14 protein-coding genes are annotated in these 20479 nt (G+C 47.4%); 2 read left to right on the forward strand and 12 right to left on the reverse strand.

The window, feature by feature from the left end; all coding sequences use genetic code 11:
- Positions 1-30 precede the first annotated feature (30 nt).
- Positions 31-414 carry a hypothetical protein gene (locus LZG74_RS23685; RefSeq protein ID WP_233798974.1) on the reverse strand — a complete coding sequence of 128 codons (384 nt, stop codon included), beginning with the start codon at positions 412-414 and terminating at the stop codon, positions 31-33.
- Between the two features lie 42 nt (positions 415-456).
- Positions 457-3882: a ThuA domain-containing protein gene (locus LZG74_RS23690; RefSeq protein ID WP_409014528.1), complete on the reverse strand. Its 3426-nt coding sequence runs from the start codon at positions 3880-3882 to the stop codon at positions 457-459.
- Between the two features lie 148 nt (positions 3883-4030).
- On the opposite strand from LZG74_RS23690, the gene LZG74_RS23695 reads away from it, so the two are divergent.
- A complete protein-coding gene (locus tag LZG74_RS23695) occupies positions 4031-4759 on the forward strand; it encodes an NrtR DNA-binding winged helix domain-containing protein (protein WP_255699631.1) in 729 nt (242 codons plus the stop codon).
- Positions 4760-4816: 57 nt separating this feature from the next.
- On the opposite strand, the gene LZG74_RS23700 is transcribed toward LZG74_RS23695, so the two are convergent.
- From LZG74_RS23700 to LZG74_RS23740, 9 genes are all read right to left on the reverse strand, one after another.
- Entirely contained in the window at positions 4817-6283 is a 1467-nt protein-coding gene (locus tag LZG74_RS23700; RefSeq protein WP_026631804.1) for a Gfo/Idh/MocA family protein, read from the reverse strand.
- A gap of 226 nt (positions 6284-6509) precedes the next feature.
- Positions 6510-7688, reverse strand: a complete 1179-nt coding sequence (locus LZG74_RS23705; protein ID WP_233798976.1) for a dienelactone hydrolase family protein — start codon at positions 7686-7688, stop codon at positions 6510-6512.
- Positions 7689-7768: 80 nt separating this feature from the next.
- Complete coding sequence (locus LZG74_RS23710) at positions 7769-9544, reverse strand: RagB/SusD family nutrient uptake outer membrane protein (RefSeq protein ID WP_233798977.1); 1776 nt, start codon at positions 9542-9544, stop codon at positions 7769-7771.
- A gap of 18 nt (positions 9545-9562) precedes the next feature.
- Complete coding sequence (locus LZG74_RS23715; protein WP_233798978.1) at positions 9563-12691, reverse strand: SusC/RagA family TonB-linked outer membrane protein; 3129 nt, start codon at positions 12689-12691, stop codon at positions 9563-9565.
- A gap of 239 nt (positions 12692-12930) precedes the next feature.
- Positions 12931-13968 (reverse strand): FAD:protein FMN transferase, encoded by a 1038-nt coding sequence (locus LZG74_RS23720; protein WP_233798979.1) that lies wholly within the window; start codon positions 13966-13968, stop codon positions 12931-12933.
- A 3-nt stretch (positions 13969-13971) separates the two neighbouring features.
- Positions 13972-15186, reverse strand: a complete 1215-nt coding sequence (locus LZG74_RS23725) for a Gfo/Idh/MocA family protein (protein WP_233798980.1) — start codon at positions 15184-15186, stop codon at positions 13972-13974.
- A gap of 116 nt (positions 15187-15302) precedes the next feature.
- Positions 15303-16604 (reverse strand): alpha/beta hydrolase family protein, encoded by a 1302-nt coding sequence (locus LZG74_RS23730; protein ID WP_233798981.1) that lies wholly within the window; start codon positions 16602-16604, stop codon positions 15303-15305.
- A gap of 12 nt (positions 16605-16616) precedes the next feature.
- Complete coding sequence (locus LZG74_RS23735) at positions 16617-17366, reverse strand: glucosamine-6-phosphate deaminase (protein ID WP_233798982.1); 750 nt, start codon at positions 17364-17366, stop codon at positions 16617-16619.
- A 41-nt stretch (positions 17367-17407) separates the two neighbouring features.
- Positions 17408-18823, reverse strand: coding sequence for a Gfo/Idh/MocA family protein (locus tag LZG74_RS23740; RefSeq protein WP_233798983.1), 1416 nt, complete (start codon positions 18821-18823; stop codon positions 17408-17410).
- Positions 18824-18951: 128 nt separating this feature from the next.
- Between LZG74_RS23740 and LZG74_RS23745 the strand changes: the two genes are divergently transcribed.
- Positions 18952-19968 (forward strand): LacI family DNA-binding transcriptional regulator, encoded by a 1017-nt coding sequence (locus LZG74_RS23745; RefSeq protein WP_233798984.1) that lies wholly within the window; start codon positions 18952-18954, stop codon positions 19966-19968.
- Between the two features lie 132 nt (positions 19969-20100).
- Here LZG74_RS23745 and LZG74_RS23750 read toward each other — a convergent pair whose 3' ends face one another.
- Positions 20101-20463 (reverse strand): hypothetical protein, encoded by a 363-nt coding sequence (locus LZG74_RS23750; protein ID WP_233798985.1) that lies wholly within the window; start codon positions 20461-20463, stop codon positions 20101-20103.
- Between the last annotated feature and the right edge of the window lie 16 nt (positions 20464-20479).

Here is a 20479-nt window from a genome sequence, read left to right on the forward strand (position 1 = left end):
AAACTAACTTACTCAGCCATCAACTCAAACCTACTCCTTAATCCGGACCGCCGTAGCATCAAACATTCCGTTCATTACCGAGCCTTTCAAATGGTCATCATCTACTTTTGCCAGGTCCAAAGACACTTCCGTTCCTTGCGCTTCGAAGAAAATGGTCATTTTGTTTCCTTCTTCCATAATGTTTGAGATTGGCAAAGCATTTGGATTTTTTCCTGTAGGATCTTTCAGTTCACCGGTCAGTTTGCCGTCTTTCCGGGTTAATTCGGTCACCAGTTTAGAATCTCCGTCGGGAGTGCCTACAACCAAAACTTCCCACTTACCCAGGAAAAAGTCGTTCGTTGCTGCGGTTTGGGAAAATCCGTTAATAGCAAATCCTAAAAATAAAAATACGAAGGCGATACAGGTTCTTTTCATTGTTCTGATTAATTAAAATTGATAGACTGACTGTTATTTTCTTTAATTACTTATTTCCGCAAGCTTAAACTCCGCTCCAAGCACAACCATCAGCGAATGTCCATCGGCTTTGGGATTGATAAATACAAGGTAAACATCGTGCAGTTTGCCATCCGGTTGCCCTGCCAGTTTGATCGGAATACTTAGGATGTTTGGTTTGAAATCCATTTTTTCGGTCGGTTCGAGGAATTCAGACGTTCCTACTACCGGGCCGGTAGGGCTGTCGAGCCGCAGCTCTACTTTTCCACCGGCAGCATTAACCTGCGGCTTTGGTGCGATGGCTTGCAACTGCACCTCCGAAATTCCGCTGAGATCTGTTTGTTTAAGCACAACATAAGATCCTGATTTCGAAGCTATAGCCAGGTTCATACCACCATTTGATATCTTCATCATGTCTTCATACACATCGAAATTGTGCATATCCATTTTTGCATTTTTCAGCACAAGCGTCTTCTCCGACTTCAATGATGGCAAGCCGCTTGCGCCACTATCCTCATAGGCAGCCCTTACAATGAATACGCCCTTGCCTTTATCGCCCGCCGGAACCTTGGCCACATAGCTGCCTTTCGCCGGCATTGATTTCTCCTTCGGCTTTTCATTGGTCACATTCAGAATGTATTTCACCATTTCAGAAGCGTCCGCTGCTGAAAGCTGGGGATGCGCAGCCATGGCCGTTTCACCCCAAACACCTCCCCCACCGGCGATCACTTTCTTAGTCAGCTTCTCAACGGCCGAATTGTCGCCCTTGTATTTGGCTGAAACCTCGCGGTAAGCAGGACCAATCGATTTTTTATCCACACTGTGGCAAGCTTTGCAATCACTGGCTTCGATCAGTTTTTTTCCAGGAGCAAATGCAGCGCTGGCATCTGCCGAACGGTGTCCCTGCGCAATGGCGATCTTATCAAAACCTTCGGCCAGGTAATCAATGTTCACTGCAAGGCGGTCTACTTCAATGCCTTTTTCCAATGTCCCGTCTTCTTTGTCAGAAACTTTTACATCATAATTGAAAGGTTTGTTGGCAGCATAAAACGACTTGTTACCCATGGGCATATCGAGGCTCAATACCGGCGGCTCGTTGCCAACCGTAATTTCCATCGACTGCGTGTTGACGCCGCCTTTACCATCATTAACGGTCAAAGTAGCTTTGTAAACACCCAGCTTGGTAAGTGTCAGATTTGCTTCCGGAGTATTGATCTGCTTTGAGAAACCATTTTTCGAAGTGATTTTCCATGCATAATTCAGCATATCGTTGTCTGCATCAACCGTTCCTTTTGCATCCAGTTTCAAAGCAAGCGGTGCAGAGCCGCCCATTTTGTTAGCAGCCATCTGGATCTGCGGTTTGCGATTGCCACCGTTATACTCAATGCGGATCAAGCGCGCATCATCATTCGCTGAAAACCAGCCTGTTCCGTATTCCAACATATACAAATCGCCGTTTTCCGCAAATTCCATATCCATCGGATTGGAGAACTTGTAGCTGGGCATAAACCGCTCCATAGCAGCGTAATTACCTTCCTGATCCATCGTCACAGACATAATCCAGCCGCGCATCCAGTCGTAAGTAAGCAGTTTGCCGTTATAGTAAGCCGGAAATGCATTAGTTGCATTTTTGAACCCATCCGAATAGAAAACCGGCCCAGCCATTGCATTTCTGCCACCGCTACCCGTTAAAGGAAACTCCTTCGAGGCGCCATATGGATACCAGATAAATGCCTTTTGAGCCGGTGGAAGCACTTTTAAGCCGGTATTGCTCGGCGAATTATTGGTAGGCGCAGCAACGTCCCACTTTTCCAAAGACTTGCTTGCCGTAAAATCAAACTTATTATATGCCTTATTGTCTCCTACAAAATGCGGCCAGCCAAAATTTCCCGCCTTACGGGCCTGTCCTACTTCATCGTGCCCGGCAGGTCCTCTGCTGGAATCCGGCTTGGCTGCGTCCGGGCCAACCTCACCCCAATATACGTAACCCGTTTTCTGGTCCACGGATATCCTGAATGGGTTTCTGTGACCCATTGTGAAAATTTCCGGACGCGTCTGCGGGGTTCCTTTTGCAAAAAGATTGCCTTCCGGAATGGTGTAAGTTCCGTCCGGCTGTGGCTTAATGCGTATGATTTTGCCACGAAGATCATTTGTGTTGGCAGAAGATTTCTGCGCATCCCAGGCTGACCTTCCCTCGCGCTCATCACTCGGGCTGTAACCATTCGAGCCGTGTGGGTTAGTGTTATCCCCTGTCGATAAATACAGGTTACCTGCTTTGTCCCAGGCAATTGAACCACCCGTATGGCAGCATTCTTCACGTTGCGTTTCCACTTCCAGCAGCACCTTTTTGGTTGCAAGATCCAGCTGGTCGCCCTTCATTTCAAACCTTGCCAGCACATTCTTAGGCGCTTCCGGTATGGAATAATATAGGTAAATCCAATGATTCTGAGCAAAGTTCGGGTCTTTGTTCAAACCCAGAAGCCCATCCTCGCCTGTCGATTCCTTTCCTTCCTTATTTTTGTACTTCGTACTGACCGGAATGTTGGCAATGTTCTTCAATTCTTTCGTTTTGGCATTATAAAGCCGCACTTCTCCTTTACGCTGAATGAACAGGATTCTGTCTTTGTCCAGCACGCTCAGCTCCATCGGTTCATCCAGCTTTTCTTCCAGGATTACCTTTGTAAAGCGGTTCTCCTCAGGTCGGGATTTGGAAAAATCCACTGTTTTCGGTGAATCACCGCCAGCTGTATATTTAATCCCGGCATACAGATGGTTCAGGAAAAGAGGGTCAGAGAATGTCTCGTCCGTATGTCCCATCGCCGTGTAAAACGAGCGGCCGCCGTCGAACTCCTGATACCATCCCATCGGGTGAAAATCAGGGTTTTTGCCGCCTGTATAGCTCTTTTCATCAATTTTAAGTACAATTTTGATATTGGGTGAAATGTCTTTGAAGCTGTAAAACTCATCCGTTCTTTCAAATTCATCCGGCATCCCTTGCGTTGCCCAATGATTTTTTTCGGTCACGATGAATTTCCCTTTTTGCACATTGCTGGGTATCATGGGATGATCCAGGAAATAGGCACCTGCAAGTTGTCCATACCAAGGCCAGTCATATTCCGTATCAGTGGCCGCATGTATGCCCGTGTAACCTCCGCCCGCCTGAATGTATCGCTCAAACGCAACTTGCTGCTCATTGGTCAGCACATCGCCTGTTGTGTTTAGAAAAACGACAGTATTGTATTTTTTCAGGTTAGGTTCATTAAACTGGCTGGCATCTTCCGTGAAGCTGACACCGAAACCCTTCTCTTTAGCCATTTTGGTCAATGCTGTTTTTCCAGCAGCAATGGACTCGTGCCTGAAAGAAGCGGTCTTACTGAAAACCAACACATTCACCTTTGGGGTTTGCGCGTCAGCAGATTGAAACGTTAAGCAAAAACTCAAAGCGAGCATGCTTAGTAGTAGAGACTTTACTTTCATCCGTTATCTTAGATTTGATTGAGTGGAAGCAAAGCTATGATTAATTTATTTATTGTCTTAAATTTAGACAATAAATATTTTTCTATTTTACATTTGTATTGTACTACATCCCTAAACCTACATGATACGTAATCCAAGTGAACAAAATTATATTGAACAGCTGTCTATCGACTGTGTGATATTCGGTTACCACAATAAGCAACTCAAAGTTTTAGTGCCTAAGCTCAATTTCAATGGTGATTTCTGGGCCCTGCCAGGTGGTTTTGTTTCGCAAGACGAGGACATTGATACAGCAGCAAACCGCATTCTTCAGCAGCGGACCGGCATTAAGGAAATTTACCTCGACCAGTTTCACATTTTTGGTAAAGCTGCCAGGAACAGCTTGAAATTCATGACTAAGCTTATTGAACTTAATCCGCAACTCCTGAGCGAAAACGGGCAGTATGGGAAGGAGTTCAATTGGTTTACAAAAAGATTCGTTTCAATCGGCTACTACGCGCTTGTGGACCTGAACCAGGTGGTCCCTGAAAAAACGGATCTTGACTCGTCGATTGATTGGTATAACATTAAAGAACTGCCAGAAATGATCATCGACCACAACGAAATCGTCACCAAAGCGCTTGAAACGCTTCGCTTCCATCTGGACGAAAAGTTGATCGCATTCAACCTGCTCCCCGAAACATTTACGATGAAAGATGTGCAGGAACTTTACGAAACCATTTACGACAAACCTTTCGCCAGAAACAATTTCCAAAAGAAGATCCTGGATCTGAATGTGTTGGAACGCCTGGAAAAGAAATTCACCGGCGCCGCTAACAAGGCGCCCTATCTGTATCGCAGGAAGAGTTAGGGCACAAAAAAGCCGTGATCTTAGCCACGGCTTTTTTGCTAAAAGTTAATGAGATTCTTAAACCCCCAAGCTCCAACCTTCCCGGTAATTCCGGCGGACGAACTGGTTTACTTCGTCGAAGTTGGTAACCTTCATGTTTTGAGCGTCCCAGAGCATTTTCATGTTGCTTCCCGGATATGTGAAACCTTTTCCGTCTTCTCTTGCCTTTGGCATATCTGCGCCGCGGATGGCGAGGTTGGCACCCAGGATTGCTTCGGTTAGCGGACCTGCCAGTTCGAATGGTGAGCTTAGCTCCATCTTACCGTAACCGGCGATACAGCCTTCCACCCATTGTGCGTAGTGACCGTCTGCGCTTCCTGGTACGCGGGCAAATTTTTGTTTTACTTTCACTTCCTGCATTTTGGTTAATGGCAGCAAACGAGGGTTAGCAGCATATTCGCTGGCCATCATTTTGCCTTTTGAGCCAACAAACAAAATACCGCTGTTGCCATCTCCGAACAATTCATTCGGGCCAAGTTCCTCCGGACGCTCCGGCTTGATGCCGCCGTCCATCCAGTGCATGGTTACCGGGCCTTTTGTTTTGGCTGTTTTTGGGAAAGTTAATGTTGCGTGGCTTGATGGCGGGCAACTGTCAGGGAAAATGCCTCTCTTGCCAAAAGCAGTGAAAACGCTGCCGACACTTGCCTGCATATCCGTTGCATATTTCAATCCCAGCACGCGGAACGGAGCTTCCATCAAGTGGCAGCCCAGGTCGCCCAATGCGCCTGTTCCGTAATCCCACCATCCTCTCCAGCTTCCGGGGATCAGGTTTTCTACATAGTCTTTTTTTGGTGCCGTGCCCAGCCAGAGATCCCAATCAAGTTCCTTGGGAACCGGTGGTTTTTCGGACGGCCAGGGAATGCCTTGTGGCCATATCGGCCTGTTGGTCCAGATATAAACCGTGTCGACGTCGCCAATGATGCCTGCGTCGTACCATTCATGCAATGTTCTTACGCCGTCGCCGGATGAGCCCTGGTTTCCCATCTGGGTCACCACTTTATATTTTGCAGCAGCTTCGGTTAGTTTTCTTGCCTCGTAAATATCATGTGTCATCGGTTTTTGCACATAAACGTGCTTACCCAGCTGCATGGCCGCCATGGCTACAACTGCGTGCGTATGGTCGGGCGTGGAAACCGAAACTGCGTCAAAGTTCTTGGATTCTTTTTCAAACATTTCCCGGAAGTCCTTGTAATACTTGGCTTTGGGATAATTGGCAATGCTTGTAGCAGCACGGCGGTCGTCTACATCGCATAAATAAGCAATGTCGGCCTTCCCGCTTTTTGCAAAGCTCGCAAGATCTGATGTTCCTTTTCCGCCAACTCCTACACCCGCAACCGTGAGCCTGTCGCTGGGTGCAGTGAAGCCTTTTCCACCCAGCACGTGCCTTGGGACAATCATAAAACCTGCCGCGGTCACACCTGCAGCTTTAACAAAGTCTCTCCTGGAAGAGGTTGACTTTTCACTTGTTGTACTCTTTTTTTCCATCACGGGTTTTGGTTTAGTGCTTTGCCAGCAACAATTCAGCCTTTATCCAACAGTTTGGACAGGTTTATTATTTTGTTAAGCAGGTTATTTTCATAATTTACTCGAAAATAATTCACTGACTTCCTGCCTCCCTAATGCTACTTCAAAACCGTGTGAAAAGACTATTTAACCTGTCCAGCGTTTTCCTCCAACCGTTTGCATTTCGTGTTGCGACCGTTTATCGTTTTTATGCCAACCATTTATCGAACCAGTCAAATGCGTCAGCCTGCATTTGTGCATCGAACTTGTGCGGGCCATCGTAAAAACCTGCCTTATACTTTTCCGCAGCGCCTGCCTTTTTGAAAATCTGTTTTAAAATATCATCTGCCTGCTTCATTTCTGACAATGTAAACAAGGCATCCTGGTTATTGTTCTGGACCAAAGTGGGCAACGGAACGCGCAGACCTAGTATTTCGGGAAAATCCATATAGTTGGCAAGCAATGGCGCAAAGGTCATCCAGGTATGATTGTAGGACCGGTTCAGCACAAGGTCATTGAATGTGGTCATAAAACCAACGCAAACCGCACACTTGATACGGTCGTCCAAACCAGCCAGATAAACAGTCCGGACACCACCCCCGGACAGTCCCGCACATCCAATACGCTCGTTATCAACATCTTTCCGGGCGCTTAACATAGACAATGCTGCCTGGTCCTCAGCCAGACAAACGCCCGGCCAGGTTGTTCCTGCACAAAAGAGGGATTTGGACATTACATGCTCATGTTCTTTCGACCATTCATTATAGGTCAAAATGTGCGTTTCCTCATCCGGATTCTGGTCCGATTTATCCTGCGTTTTCAACGGCCCGTAGTCCAAGCCAGCAATATCACCATAAAATACACGCCGACTCCCAAAAGCAAATGTGTCGTGCACCAGCACAGCATAACCGCGCCTGGCAATGTCGTTGGCCCAGGCGTTACCGCTGTAAACTGCAGCCTGGTGTTTTACGATCAGCGGATGTTGCTTGCCGGAAGTCTTTACCAACTTCGGATAGCCAAAATACTTTTTCCCCGCATGATCATGCAGCGCAAGAATGGCTGGCAAAGGCTTTGAGCTTCCCTGAGGTTTCAAAAAAACCGCCTTGCTACGCTTCCCATAAGGCAATTGCCAGGACAGTTCCTCAATATCCAATCCATCGTAAACATACTTTTTCTCCAACTTCACCACCGGCATTTTCCCCGTTCCCGGCGCAGAAAGCAACTCAGCCGCTTTCGCCCTGGCTTTTGTCTGCCAGTCAGATAGGTTTTCCCAACCGGCATTCCGGAAGGATAATGTTCCTGGCTTCTTTGCAAGATTGGCGAAGTAGTTTCCGTATGCACCAATAAGGCTTTTTTCCGGTGGCTGGGTTGGATGGTCGTGCTTCATGGTTCATGTTTGATACAGGTGCTTGGTTGGGATCATCGTGCTTGCGCTTCGGCTCCGCTCAGCGCAAGCACTATGCCACCCTACTCAATCGTCATCAGCGGTTCCACATTTCGCTCGGCTCCGTCATAGCCTGCGTTCTGATTGATCACTCCCTTGGTATTGGCTGTAATAACCAGGGAAGGAATGGGCCATAGGACATGGAATGGGGCCATATTAGCGGTGTTACCCAGCAATTGCACCTTTTTCTCGTACGTGTTATTGTAACGCATGACGCGGTCGTAGAAAAAGTTTTTCTCGCTGAAACCGGCCAGATTGTAGCCTCCCAGGTTGGATTTAGCCATAATATAGGAAACTCTTACCAGTTCTGAATGGCGCGGCTCTTCGGCGAACAGCTCGCGGGCGCGCTCGTTCATGATGAAGTCGATCGTTACTTCGCCAGCGGAAACGGGCAATGCTTTGGCCCTTTCACGGACTTTGTTAATGTCTGCTGCTGCCAATGCATGCTGATTTTTCCAGTAATATGCCTCGGCTCTCAGCAAATAAGTTTCCGCTAACCTGAAAATATACCAGTCCCCATTGCCGCCCACAGTGCGGGCGAGCGGATCGTCCATGGGATTGTACATAATGTAATGCGGCATCGCGTACACGTGCTTGAATGTATCGATCGGATTAGCGAGGAATGCGGTGTTAATCACTTTTCCATAATCGACGGAAGCGGGATTGTTGTAGCGCAGCTCGTGTTTATCCACCCAGTTGATGTCGCTTCTGCGTAAATCCGTAGTGTTTTTCCAGGTTTGCCCTTTGTAAGCCCAGATATCATATTGATAATAACCCGTGAGCCTCACATTTGCGTTGCCAATGCCCAGCGAATCCAGCATAGGCCCGCTCCTGACCATGCCGGGCTTCCCCTGACTGTCCAGAACCTGTGGCTGAAAATACTGGCAGTTATACATCCGCATCGTGTAAAGTCCTTCCGAGCGGGCTCCCGGAGGCGCTTCATAGCGATCAATGGATGCGAGGATGGTTTCCGTATTCTGTGCAATGCTGAAATTCTTGGAGCGGTGCAAGTCCCAGATCAGATTGCGGTAAGCTTTGTCCGCATCCAGGCCAAAACGCTGGCTCATTAAGGCATAGGGGCCATTAATGACTTTCGTAGCAGCTTCAATGGCCTTATCAAATTCCAGGTTGGCAAGATAAATTTTTGCCAGTAAATGATGGGCAGCGCCTTTGGTAATAACACCTGGCTTGGCAGCAACGGGCAGCCATTCCGCCGCATATTCCGTATCCGACTGGATTTTGGACAGGATCGCCCAGCGGCTATGCGTGCGAAAATCGAGCTTGGCTCCCTGAATTTCCTCATTAATAAAAGGAACATCTCCATAGGAATTCACCAAACGATAATACCAGTAAGCGCGGTGCCAGTAAGCCTCGGCCAATATCGCATTCCGCTCCTGCTCGGACTTCCATTCAATGTCGTCGATCCTGGATATGAGCACATTCGCATTTTTAACAGATGAATAAATGACGGTAAACATCGACAGATAGCGGTAATACATGTCGGTGTTCGGGGTGAGATTATAAAAATCCAGCTGCGACCAGGGCGAGGCCAGATCCGATGCTGCAAATTCCATGGTCAGGTTCGGCATGATCGTGGATGTGGACGCTGTGCCCGTGTTCTCTGTTTTGAGATCCTTGCGCATGGTGATGAGCAAAGATTCGAAACCGGCTTTGTCTGTAAATACATTTTCAGGACTGAAAAAAGACAATGGTTCCGGTTTCAGCCAGTCTTTGTCGCAGGACGATTGTGTCAATAGCAGCACAACCATTGCCAGGGATATGTGAATGAGACGTTTCATGATTTTAATTTCTTCTGATTACAATGACAAGTTCAAACCGAGCGTAAAATTCCGGGGCATGGCCACATTAACCGACTCGGGGTCCCAGCCGGGCCATTTATCAAAACTGTATAAATTGCGTCCAGATGCAAATATCCGTAAGCTGCTCAGTTTTAACCGCTCAGATATTGCCCCGGGCAATGCATAGGAAAGGTTCACATCCTGGATCCGTACAAAAGAAAGGGGTCTGTAAATCTGGATTCCGCCGCCAAAAACGTTTGTGTTGGTGTTAAGCCGCGCATATTCGTTGTTGCCGTTTTCCGGCGTCCAGTAAGGGAAATCATTCGTGTTGCGGCGATCGTAAGTGTCTGATCCGCCTGATCTTAAACCTTCCTGAAAAGGTGCGACGTGACCAAATTCACCCCGCAAAAACACGGATGCCGAGAAGTATCTGAGGAATGTAAATTCATTCCGGAGCCCAACCCTGAACCGGGGCTGGCGGTAACCGATGAACATTTTGTCTGCTAATGCCTCATATTTGCCATTTCCGTCTGCATCTGTTGCCTTGAAATCGCCCGGTTGCAACTTATAGACTTCTGCCGCTTCCTTTTCATTCAACTGCCAGATTCCCGTCACGTCGTAATTCCAGACGCGGTCCAATGCTTGTCCTGGAAACCATTCATTGGAATAATCCGGCAGCTCGGTGGTAACGGTCTTTCCATCCACGGTTTTTTCTTCATAATCCCCAAAAAGACGCTTGATCTTGTTTCTGTTAAAGGAAAAAACCAAACTCGACCGCCAGCTGAAATTGCGTTTTTCGGTGTTAATGGTGTTGATTGTCATTTCAAAACCTTTGTTTCCCAATTCACCCAGGTTGGATGTAATGTTCTTAAAGCCTGTGATTTCAGGGAGTAAGCGGTTCATTAACAGATCCGTAGTGGTCATATCATAATATTCCACACTCAAATCCACGCGGTTTTTCAACAAACTCAAATCCATCCCGAAGTTAATAGAGCGCGTTTTTTCCCAAACCAGATCGGGATTAGCCAGCGAGTTGTTGTAAACACCGACCTGCACATTGGAACCATCATAATATTGGGTTGAAAGAAGTTGCGCAAGGGCCGAATATGCGCCGATATCACGGTTACCATTCACTCCCCAGGAAGCACGGAGCTTCATTTGACTTACAAAATCGAGGTTAAAGAATTTTTCTTCCGAAATTTTCCATGCAACCGCCGCTGCCGGGAAGGTTGCCCTTGGTTGTTTTGTTCCAAATGCGGAAAAGCCATCTCTCCGGAGCGAGGCCGTGATCAGATATTTATCCAATAATGTGTAGTTCAATCTCGCCATTGCGGCGTCGCCCGTGATCTGCGTGTCGTTGGTCAGTAATGCCGGGTTTGTGCCGTATTGCAGGCCGTGGTATCCGAGATTTTGATTGGGTACAAAAGTCTGATTGCTGATCGTGGAAGCCCAGCCGCGGTTTCGCTCGGAGCTGTAAAGCAATGTGAGATCAAAACGGTGCGCGCCAAATTCCTTATTCCAATGCAGCAGGTTATCCAGAATCCATTCGTAAGTGGAAGAATCATCGCGTGTTCCATAACCATTGCTTCGTGTGGAACCGCCATCAAGCGTTTTGGACGACCAGAAACTATAATCTTTCAGCGTTTCATAGCGCGGCTGGAAAGAAATTTTGTAGTCGAAACCAAAAGGCAGCTTGATCTTTGCATACATGGACGCAAACAATGTGTTGATCTTTCTCATTTTTTCCTGCCCAAAATAATTGATCAGCGGATTGGCTGTTGCGAAGCTGTTGGGATACCAGGAAACATCGCCATTGTCTTCAAACATGGACCCGTAAGGGCTCATAATGAACATTTGGCCCAGATTTGCCGTCACAGCGCTCTCGTCCCGGTCTGCAAACTGCGTATTCACACCCACATTCAGGAAGTCGGTAACCTTGAAATCCACATTCAATCGTGACCGGATGGTTGAAAATTTGTCCCCGCGTAAAACGCCTTCGTTATTTTGATAACCCAGTGACCAGTAATAGGTTACTTTATCCGATCCGCCACCGATGCTGACATCGTAATTTTGTCGCTTACCTCTCCGTATGACCTCATTATACCAGTCCACAGACTTACCTTCGAGGAAATTTTCAGTTTCAATAGGAAAAAAACGCAGGCGTCCCAGCCATTCCTGGGTGTTGTCCTGCTGGGGATTGTTACTTGCATTCCGCCATTGGTCAATGGTCACGCCAGCAGGCAGTTGGGTCGGGTTATCATAGTAGAACGTGGGATTATTCGGGTTCGTGGCTTTGAGCAGATCCCTCCTGAATGTGAGATAACCGTCCTTATCGAAAGGCTTGAAGTCATTGGTGGGCTCGGTAATCCCCACATTTGCAGAGAAATTAATGATTGGCTTTCCGGTTGCGCCTTTTTTGGTTGTAATCAAAATGACGCCACCTGCTGCTCTTGCGCCAAATACGGCCGCTGAGCTGGCATCTTTCAGAATGTCCATCGTTTCAATGTCGGCCGGGTTAATGTCTGCAATGCTGCCGTTGAAGATCACTCCGTCCATCACGACCATGGGATTTGTGGACGCATTCAGTGATTTGGGACCGCGTACTTGCAGTGAACTTCCGCCCGCAGCCGTCGCGCCCTGGTTGGCATTGAAGCCGGCAACGGTTCCGGTCAGCATGTCGGTAAGCTGGGTCATGGGCTGATTTTTAAATGTTTTGGCATCAATCCGGATCACCGCCCCTGTTAAATCACTCTTTTTCATTGTGCCATAACCGACCACAACCAGCTCATCCAATGCATTCACACTCGGTTGCAACGTGGTTTCTATCACCGATTTCGTTCCTACGGGAATTTCTTTCAGATTATATCCGACAAAACTAAAAGTCAGCACCTCCGAACCGGCCGCCTGAATCGAAAAACGACCCTCGGCATCGGTGGTGGTTCCACGCTGGGTGCCCTTCACGATCACCGAAACGCCAGGCAGGCCAACCGTGGTCACGCTATCCAGGACACTGCCCGAAATGTTTTTCAAATCTTGCGCATGAAGCTTCTGCCCAAGCCACATGGGCCCGATCCACAACAAGCTGGTCAGCAATGCGAGCGTCATGCAGATTTTCTTGGATTTGTTCTGTCGTAATTTTAGTTTCATAAGAGTTTGGTTATCATTTTTTTCGCATAGCAATTCTGCTTCACAATAGGAGATTGTGAAAATTTAAAACCTGCATTTCGCCGTTAGTCAGAATTTAATTTGGAGGCAGAACAATGTTACAATGAATTCATTCTGGTTCAATGACATTTGCTGAAAATAGTAGCGAGAACGTTACCGTTAACGTTCTCGAAAATTGCAGAAGCGGTTTTGAGGAAGGTTTGGGAATAAAAACGCTGCTATCAGGGCTTTAAAAACTTACTGAATCCGGCGGTGGTTGTGTCGGCAATGGTGCTGTCCGGCTTTTGGAAAATGAAATAGGCGTGCAGGTTTTTACGCTTTTTCAAAAATTCCATTGCATGATCTAAACCCATGAGAAGCAATGCATTATCATATCCGTCGGCGGTTATCGCATCGTTGGCGATCACGGTTGCGCTGATTATTTCTGTCGATGCGGGATAACCCGTTTTCGGATTTATAATGTGGGAAATCCGCCGCGAACCGAGCTTGCGGAAGTTGCGGTAACTTCCCGAGGTTGTTACCGCGCCATCCGGAACCTGAATAACCTGCCGGATGCCTGCGGCCTGGAATTCATTTTCAGCAGGTTTTTCAATGCCGATGGACATGGCCGTATTTTCGGGATACTTTTTACCCTTAACCCTTATTTCTCCTCCTATTTCGACCAAATAATTTGATATACCATTGGATTCCAGAAAATTAGCCATTACATCTACGCTATAACCCTGTGCAATGCCATTAACGTCAATTTTAATGCAAGGCAGATCCTTAGTAAGCCGGCTATGGCTTAAATGCAGCTTTTCCGCGCCAATGCAAGGCATTAACGATTGAATTTCAGCAGAGTCCGGAATGGCACTAACCCGTTCATTCCCAAATCCCCACGCCCGAACGAGCGGATAAACGGTTACGTCAAATGCGCCGTCCGTTTCCTTAAAAATTTCCTGCGATTTCCTGACCACATTGTAAAAATGGTCATCAATGTCCACACCGGAATCAGATACATTGAACCGGCTGATGATTGAGTTGGGATTATAAATGGAAAGTGAACGATCCAGCTGGCCGAAAATGCTGTCGATCTCCGATTTTTTTACCGATTCAGATTCGGCATAGTAAGTGATCGCATAGCTAGTTCCCTGTGCTAAACCATTGATTTGAAAACGCTTGAACGATTTAGTTTCCGGAATATTCAGAATGCAAAAAGCAGGCAAGACCAGAGTGGCTATGCCTGCGAGCAAAAATTGTTTATAGTTTGAAAGCCGCATGGCTTAAACGGAGTATTCGGGTTTCCAGATCTGCACAGCTTCCGTGTCCGCAGCCGCATTGCCCATATGGATCGCAATAGAGCCGTCGCGGCCAGTTTCGACATTGGAAATCGGCTGTTTTTTATCCTTAATGCATTTTATAAAGTCCTGCAAAGCATAAACGGTGGGTTCCAGACTTTCTTCCCCGGGTTTTCCGTAAGCTACTTCCATGCCTTTACCTTGCGTGGTTACAGCCAATGTTGCGCCCGTAACACCGTCTACGGTTCCTTTGGCATTGTTGGTTGTTTCTGCGTAAATGTATGCTTTATCGCGCAGGATTTCCACGGTCGCTTTATCTCCTAAGATCCTGATGCTGTATCCATTATAAGCATTTGATAACACCGAAGTTACGCTGGCTTTCACGCCGCCCGGATAATCGTAAACCGTCCGGATGTTGTCGTAAGTATCGCGGCCATCTTTCCAATAATTAATGCCTCCCAGCCCGACCACCTTCGTGGGATGGCTGTCGACGAGATAATTTACGACATCAATCTCGTGCGCGCAAAGCTCAGAAAGCGGACCGCCACAATATTCGCGATACATTCTCCAATTGATCTGGCGCTCCATTTTCGGGTCTTTGACAGGAAAACGCCAGTTGGAATTTCGGTTATACTGACATTCAAAATGGGTGATTTTGCCCAGCCAGTTTTCCTTGATTATTTCCTTAACGCGATGATAAAGGCCATAGTAACGATACTGATAGCCGATTTGAAAAATGAGTTTCGAATCACGCACTTTTTTGACCAGATCAATGGCCTGCGGAATGTCGTAAGTCATTGATTTCTCAAGATAAATGTGCTTTCCAGCCTGTATAGCGGCAACAGCCATGGGATAATGCAGGTAAAGCGGTGTGGCTATAATGACCGCATCCAGGCTTTTATCTTCAAGTAACTTGCGATAATCCGAATAACCTTTTGCTCCTTTTTCGGCCAGGCTTAATCCCTTTTGCAGATTTTCAGGAATGGTATCGCAGCATGCAACCAGCGCAATTTCCGGCATTTCCTTGATTAATGTGCAGAGGCCGGCTCCCCGGGAACCCGTGCCGATGATGCCCAAACGAATCCTGTCAGCGGCTCCTGACCGCGCTGCAAAAAGCGGATTGGCGATCACCGACAACCCTGCGGCCGCGGTTAAGCCAGTTGTAATGAAATGTCTGCGGGAAGTGGATTGAGCTGCCATGATTGATATGAGTTACGGGCACGTGCCCGTAAATGTAAACAATTTTGTGATTCATCCATAATGATGAGTCCCCTGATTACTACTTTAATTATTGCCTATGACTCTGACCATCAACATTATTTAAGCCATTTATCAAACCAGTCGAATGCGTCTTTCTGCATTGCAGCATCGAACTTGTGTTCTCCGTCGTAGAATTTGGCCAGATACTTATCCTGTGCACCCGCTTTTTTGTACACATCTCCTAAAACTTTATCTGCCTTTTTCATCTCAGGAAGCGTGTAAAGCTCGTCCTGATTGTTGTTCTGAACCAATGTTGGCAAGGGCACTCGCAGCCCCAGGATTTCGGGAAAATCCATATACTTGGGCAAAAGCGGCGTGTAAGTCATCCAGGTGTGGGTTACGGATTTTGTTAAGATCAAATCTGTCCAGGTGGTCATGAAACCAACGCATACTGCGCATTTAATGCGCGGATCCATTCCACCGAGGTAAACAGTCCGCAAACCGCCGCCAGACAAACCGCCACACCCTATACGTTGCGGATCCACGTCCTTACGCTGTTCCAAAATATCGAGCGCGACCTGATCTTCGGCCAGGAAAACACCCGGCCAGGTTGTCCCGGCACTGAAAAGCGACTTGGACATGACATGCTCGTGCGCGCCGGACCATTGATTATAGGTTTCAATGTGCTCACTTTTTTCAGGATCCTGGTCCGATTTTCCCGTCGTGTCCACGTCGCCCCAGGTTAAACCTTCCACATCTTCATACATGACGCGACGGCTCCCGAATGTGAATGTGTCATGGACCAGCACCACATAGCCACGCTTGGCGACTTCATTGGCCCAGGCTATTCCGCTGTAATCGGTTGCGCGGTGCTCCACCAGCAGCGGGTGCTGTTCATCTGCGGTTTTGACAATTTTCCGATATCCAAAATACTTTTTACCACCATGGTCATGCAAACCCAGGATAGCAGGAAGCGGCTTGGTGGTGCCTTGCGGCTTCAATACAATGGCCTGGGTTTTGCGGCCGTACGGCAACTGCCAGGAAATCTCCTCGATTTCCAGACCATCGTAAATGTATTTTTTATCGACCGTAACTTTTGGCAAAGCTGACTTCGGCGGGCTGGCGATCAGTTCCTGCGCTTTGGCGTAGGCTTCTTTTTTCCAGGTATTGAGATCTTTCCATTTGGGATCCCTGAACGAAAGCGGCGGAACGGGTTTCAATAGTGAGGCAGCCCAGCTTCCATAGTCGCCGATTATGCTTTTGCCAGGTAAAGATGCGTTTTCAGAAACCATGTTTTGCGCCGGGATAAAATTTGAAATTGCATGAATGTCAAAGCTAAGTGGAATTGCCATGGCAGTCAATGACGCTTTCAAAAATTCCCGCCGCTCATTGTTTCCCTCCGGATTTTCAGGTTTCATATCGTAGTTGGGTTATGCAATCACACTTTCGGGCAGCAGGGACGCGGAGCTTTTATCCAGGAAAAATGTGCAATGTGCATGATTTTGCAAGATGCTCGCCGGATAAATGTTGCTTACTTCCTCCATCAGACTATTCCTCACAGCCAGCGCCTTACGCTCATCCGGCACCGAGCAGACAATGTGTTCCGACTTCATGATCTGCTTCACTGTCATGCTAATGGCCTGCAAGGGCACCTCGTCCAGCGAACCAAACCAGCCCTCGCCCATTTGCTGCATGCGGCAAGGTTCGTCCAGGTTCACGACGTGATATGGGTTTTCATTTTCAAAATCTGCGGGCGGATCATTGAATGCCAGATGCCCGTTCTCACCAATGCCCACCAATGCTACATCGATCGGGTGGTGGCTGATAATGCTGTTCAGATTCTCAATCTCCGCCGTAATGTCGCCCTCGCCATTGATCAGGTGAACGGCTTTTAACGAAGGCACTTTGTCCAGAAAACGTTCCTTTAAATATTTCCTGAAACTGGCTGCATGGGCCAACGGCAAGGCGATGAATTCATCAAGATGGAACATGGTAACCTTGCCCCAGTCTATATTTTCCTCTTTTATTAATTGTTCCAAAGTTTGAAACTGACTGGTTCCTGTGGCCAGGATAATGTTCGCAAAACCCTTTTCTGCGATGGTTTTGCGGATCAGCTGTGCTGCAAGCGTTGCCGCTTGTGTTCCTAACTCCTCCTTAGTCTCCGAAATGACAACTTTCATTACAATCTGTTCTTGATTAAGATTTTATTTTGACTCAGAAATTACGATTTCACACCCGTATTGCCGCCTTGCGAAAGGGCAATGTCCACCGGCTTGTTGGATTTCCAGGCCCCGGCAGTGAAATCGGGGATGTCGATGGAATTGGAGCGATGCGCTACGGACCATTCGCTCAGTGGGGAGATCACGCTCCATGAAGCGGCGTCATAAACGTCCTGATCCAGGGGGAGGCCGTTTCTGAGGCAGTCGATAAGGCGCCAGTCCATCAGGAAATCCATGCCGCCGTGACCGCCTACTTTCTTCGCCAGCTCGCCGATTCTTTTCACGATTTCGGGCTGGTACTTTTGTTCCAATGCTTTGAATTCCGCGTCTTTCAACCATTCATGCCCCTTGGCAATGCGTCCTTCGGGAGTTCCTGCCGGGCCTTCGGGCAAAGGATACTTTTGCGCGGAGCCTTTGGTGCCGCTGATCACATGCAACCTGGAATAAACGCGCGGCGAAGTCACGTCGTGCTGCAACATGATCGTCCTGCCTTTTGCAGTCCGGATGGTTGTCGTGTTCATGTTCCCACGAAACTTCTTCCCTTTGAATTGTTTGAACTCGGGATCTTCGGCCGCCAACTTTTCAGCGCGGGCTTGCAGCATAAAATCGTTGCTTGCCATGCTTACCAGATAATCCATCTTATCGCCCCGGTTAATGTCCATGATTTGCGCAACAGGCCCCAGCCCGTGCGTCGGATAGAGGTTACCGTTACGCTGGTTTTCTTTCAGACGCCAGAGGTCGAAACGTTTGGATTTATCAAAAAAGGAATCATAAATGTCGTGTATATAAGCTCCCTCTGCATGAATAATGTCGCCAAAATAGCCTTGTCTGGCCATATTTAGGGTTAGTAATTCAAAAAAATCATAGCAGCAGTTTTCGAGCATCATACAATGCTTCTTTGTTTTTTCTGAGGTTTCAACCAGCTGCCAGCATTCGTCCACTGTTACGGCGGCGGGGATTTCTACGGCCGCGTGCTTGCCATGTTCCATTGCAAAAACGGCCATTGGTGCATGCAGGCTCCATGGCGTGCAAATGTAAATGAGATCGAGATCTTCCTGCTCGCACATTTTTTTCCAGGCATCGGCTGTTCCGGAATACACTTTGGGATTATGGCCTGTTCCTTCAAAAGCCTTTCTTGCACCCTCGGCTTTTTCTGGCCGGATATCACAAAGTGCGGTAACCTGCACATTTTCCAACTTTTTGATCCTTTGAATGGCACCGCCGCCTCTGTTACCAAGCCCAATGTATCCAATGCGAACGGTTTCGATTTTGGGCGCGGCATAACCACTCATGTTGAACTTCGGAGCCGCAGGAACGATCCTGGCAGGCAAATCGAGCGGGCTGGCACCTGCATAACCGGCATTTAGCAACCCGATGCTGCTCAGCCCGGTAAGTTTGAGGAAATCTCTTTTTTTCATGGGTTTAGTTTGATATACTTACAATTTTACAACGATTCGATTAGCTATCGCTGACATTGCAGTTAATTATTAACGAGAACGTTATCGAAAACGACTGACGTTTTTTAAAGCTTTCAAACCCTAAACCCATGCGAAGACCAGCCACCATCAAGGACATTGCAAAAGCACTCGGCATCTCCGTCGCGACGGTTTCCAGGGCGTTGCGGGATGCCTATGACGTGAGCCCGCAGACGCGGGCGCTGGTGCTGGAAAAAGCAGAGGAAATGCATTATAAGCCTAATTTTAATGCAACGGGTTTGGTCAAAAGCAGCACGCATAAGATTGGCGTGATCATCCCCGCTATAACCAATTATTATTTTTCAACGGTCATTACCGGCATTCAGGAAGTAGCTCAGCATAAGGGATATAGCATTATTTTATACATTACAAACGATTCGCCGGAGCTGGAAAAAAAGATCGTTCATGATCTTTCACTAAGCAGCCTGGACGGTTTACTGGCTTGCGTTTCTTCACCTTCCGACGCTTGCAGGCATTTCCAGGAACTCATTGACGACGGACTTCCAGTAGTGTTTTTTGATCGTGTTCCCGAGGAGATCAGTATTTCAAAGGTCATGCAGGACGACTATAACGGCGCCTGTCAGGCTGTAAATCATCTTATTGAAAGGGGTTATAGAAAAATAGCGCATATTACCGGCCCAAAAGGGGTGTTGCTGACTGAAAACAGACTTCGCGGCTATCAACACGCACTCCGGGAGCATGACCTGGAGTTTGACAATGATTGGGTGGTTTATTCGGGATTTTCTCAAAAAGACGGAGAATCGGATGTTGCCCGGTTGTTTACAGAAAATACTGAAAAGCCTGACGCCATTTTTGCAGTTAATGATCGTAAAGCCATTGGGGCGATGGTGGCTTTGAAGCGTAAAAACATTCGGATTGGGGGAGAAGTCGGTGTTATTGGGTTTACGAATGATCCTATCTGTGAAATTATATCACCGACATTGTCCACCGTAGCTGAGCCTGCTTACGAAATCGGTCGCAAGAGCTGTGAATTGTTGTTGATCCACATTAAAAAAGCAGGTTTTGCAGGCGAAGAAGTTGTGCTTTCGGGAGAGCTTATCGTACGCGAATCCACTTCAAGGATTTAATACATTACCACTGACCAATTTTCAAGCTTGACTCTCAAAAGAAAAGTCCGCCCCAATGACGGGACAGACTATTCTTACCAATATATACAGACTATTCTTACCAATATATTTTAATCAGTTTTTTCCTTTCGATCAGTTCTCTTTCTTCGGAGTTGATTTGTTCCCTTTGTTCAATGTAGCGTCTCCTTTGTTCATTTTATTCACATTGGATTTGCCATTCGCGCCGTTACCTTCCTTACCTGTTCCGCTGGTTTTGTTAGAACCATTCACTTGTCCGGCTTTGCCAGGCTGGGTGGCATTTGAGTTCCCTACCTCGTGATTGGCCCCTTGCGTAGTTCCCTGCGTATCTGTTCCTTCATTCTTTCCACCGGTTTTGCTGCTGTCCGCAGTGGCAGTTCCTTGTTGTTTCGGATTGGTCGACTGCGTAGTAGATTGTGCATATACCGAAGCAGAAACGGCGAAAGTAAATATCAAACTTGCGATTACCTTTTTCATGATTGGAATTGTTAGT

The organism is Dyadobacter sp. CY327, from assembly GCF_021390415.1.
Taxonomy (GTDB): domain Bacteria; phylum Bacteroidota; class Bacteroidia; order Cytophagales; family Spirosomataceae; genus Dyadobacter; species Dyadobacter chenhuakuii.

What these genes read in the sequence shown, in the direction of transcription:
- LZG74_RS23685 (WP_233798974.1), bottom strand. Translation starts at nt 414, where the DNA reads ATGAAAAGAACCTGTATCGCCTTCGTATTTTTATTTTTAGGATTTGCT.
- LZG74_RS23690 (WP_409014528.1), bottom strand. Translation starts at nt 3,882, where the DNA reads ATGCTCGCTTTGAGTTTTTGCTTAACGTTTCAATCTGCTGACGCGCAA.
- LZG74_RS23695 (WP_255699631.1), top strand. Translation starts at nt 4,031, where the DNA reads ATGATACGTAATCCAAGTGAACAAAATTATATTGAACAGCTGTCTATC.
- LZG74_RS23700 (WP_026631804.1), bottom strand. Translation starts at nt 6,283, where the DNA reads ATGGAAAAAAAGAGTACAACAAGTGAAAAGTCAACCTCTTCCAGGAGA.
- LZG74_RS23705 (WP_233798976.1), bottom strand. Translation starts at nt 7,688, where the DNA reads ATGAAGCACGACCATCCAACCCAGCCACCGGAAAAAAGCCTTATTGGT.
- LZG74_RS23710 (WP_233798977.1), bottom strand. Translation starts at nt 9,544, where the DNA reads ATGAAACGTCTCATTCACATATCCCTGGCAATGGTTGTGCTGCTATTG.
- LZG74_RS23715 (WP_233798978.1), bottom strand. Translation starts at nt 12,691, where the DNA reads ATGAAACTAAAATTACGACAGAACAAATCCAAGAAAATCTGCATGACG.
- LZG74_RS23720 (WP_233798979.1), bottom strand. Translation starts at nt 13,968, where the DNA reads ATGCGGCTTTCAAACTATAAACAATTTTTGCTCGCAGGCATAGCCACT.
- LZG74_RS23725 (WP_233798980.1), bottom strand. Translation starts at nt 15,186, where the DNA reads ATGGCAGCTCAATCCACTTCCCGCAGACATTTCATTACAACTGGCTTA.
- LZG74_RS23730 (WP_233798981.1), bottom strand. Translation starts at nt 16,604, where the DNA reads ATGAAACCTGAAAATCCGGAGGGAAACAATGAGCGGCGGGAATTTTTG.
- LZG74_RS23735 (WP_233798982.1), bottom strand. Translation starts at nt 17,366, where the DNA reads ATGAAAGTTGTCATTTCGGAGACTAAGGAGGAGTTAGGAACACAAGCG.
- LZG74_RS23740 (WP_233798983.1), bottom strand. Translation starts at nt 18,823, where the DNA reads ATGAAAAAAAGAGATTTCCTCAAACTTACCGGGCTGAGCAGCATCGGG.
- LZG74_RS23745 (WP_233798984.1), top strand. Translation starts at nt 18,952, where the DNA reads ATGCGAAGACCAGCCACCATCAAGGACATTGCAAAAGCACTCGGCATC.
- LZG74_RS23750 (WP_233798985.1), bottom strand. Translation starts at nt 20,463, where the DNA reads ATGAAAAAGGTAATCGCAAGTTTGATATTTACTTTCGCCGTTTCTGCT.